At 63.7% G+C, this 1,541-nt stretch carries 2 protein-coding genes; both read left to right on the top strand.

Features of this window, described 5'->3' with window-relative positions; genetic code table 11:
* On the top strand, positions 1–846 hold an 846-nt coding region (locus ABYW26_RS14395), incomplete at its 5' end, for an aminoglycoside phosphotransferase family protein (RefSeq protein ID WP_372605601.1).
* The gene (locus tag ABYW26_RS14390; protein ID WP_372605600.1) at positions 822–1,454 is read left to right on the top strand and encodes a nucleotidyltransferase family protein; all 633 of its coding nucleotides are present in this window, start codon (positions 822–824) and stop codon (positions 1,452–1,454) included. The genes ABYW26_RS14395 and ABYW26_RS14390, both read left to right, overlap by 25 nt.
* The last annotated feature ends 87 nt before the right edge of the window (positions 1,455–1,541 follow it).

Genomic DNA, 1,541 nt, shown 5'->3' with positions numbered 1-1,541 from the left:
TTTCTGCGCATCGCGCGGCATCTGACCGGGCTGGGCCTGTCCGCGCCGCGCATTCTGGCCGAAGACATCGCCAACGGGTTCCTGCTGCTTGAGGATCTGGGCGATGACCTGTTCGCCCGCGTCACCGCGCAAACCCCCAAGCTGGAGCAACAGCTTTACGCCACGGCGACCGATCTGCTGGCCGATCTGCACCAACACCCGGCGCCGCAAGACCTGCCCGCCTATGATCCGCCGCTGATGGCCAGCCTGTCGGCGCTGGTCTATGACTGGTATCTTCCCGGCGCGGGCCTGACCCCAACGCCCGAGGAGAAACAGGCATTTCAGGCCGAAATAGAGACTGTTTTGACCAATCTCACCTCGGATACTCCGGTGCTGATTCAGCGCGATTACCATGCCGAAAACCTGCTGTGGCTACCGGATCGCGATGGCGTGGCGCGGGTTGGGTTGCTGGACTTTCAGGACGGCATGGCCGGGCACCCGGCCTATGATCTGGTGTCGCTGCTCGAAGACGCGCGCCGCGACGTGCCGCCCGAGGTTCAGCGCAGCATGCTGGCCCGCTATATCGCCCGCGCCAATCAGCCCGACGCCGCATTCCGCGCCGCCTATGCCGCTTTGGGTGCCCAGCGCAACCTGCGGATCATCGGCGTTTTCGCCCGGCTTTGCATTCGTGACGGCAAGGCCCATTATATCGACTTGCTGCCGCGGGTCTGGGGGTATCTGATGCAAGACCTCAGCCATCCCGCCCTGTCGCACTTGCAAACAACGGTCATGAACAACCTTCCGCCGCCGGACGCCGAGCTTCGCCAAAGGATCAAGGACAAATGCAAAACAGCCCAAACGCCGTAATGCTATTTGCCGCCGGGCGCGGCACAAGAATGGGCGATCTGACGGCGGACCGCCCCAAGCCTTTGATCCGCGTCGGCGGGCGCACGTTGCTGGATCATGCGCTGGATCAGGTCGACGCGATCAAGCCCCAGCGTATCGTGGTCAACACCCACTATCACGCCGATCAGATCGCCGCGCATCTGGCCGACCGCCCCGATATCATCTTGTCGCACGAGGCAGACACGTTGCTGGAAACCGGCGGCGGGCTGCGCAACGCCCTGCCCGCTTTGGGCAAAGACCCGGTCTTCACGCTGAACACCGATGCGGTCTGGACCGGACCTTCGCCGCTGACCGAACTGGCCGCCGCATGGGATCCCGACCGGATGGACGCGCTGATGCTGTTGATTCCGGCGGATCGGGCGCGGGCCTATACCGGCGCCGGCGATTTTGAAATCGACCCCGCCGGGCACCTGACGCGCGGGCCGGGTTATGTCTATACCGGCGCGCAGATCATCAAGACTGACGGGCTTGCGATCATTCCCGATCAGGTGTTCTCGCTGAATCTGCTGTGGGATTCGATGCTTTTGGACCAACGGGTATTTGGCGTCATCCACGCGGGCGGCTGGTGAGATGTCGGCCATCCGGCCGGAATTGCGGCGGCGGAAAAGATGCTGGCGCATGGTTGAGATTTTCAACGCGCCCGGCCCGCGCCTGTT

This window comes from Actibacterium sp. (assembly GCF_041584535.1).
Lineage (GTDB): Bacteria > Pseudomonadota > Alphaproteobacteria > Rhodobacterales > Rhodobacteraceae > Actibacterium_D.
The sequence above is the reverse complement of the archived record's forward strand: the minus strand, read 5'-3'. Positions and strand labels throughout refer to the sequence as shown.

Coding starts and splice junctions, on each gene's coding strand:
- ABYW26_RS14390 (WP_372605600.1), top strand. CDS start 822: ATGCAAAACAGCCCAAACGCCGTAATGCTATTTGCCGCCGGGCGCGGC.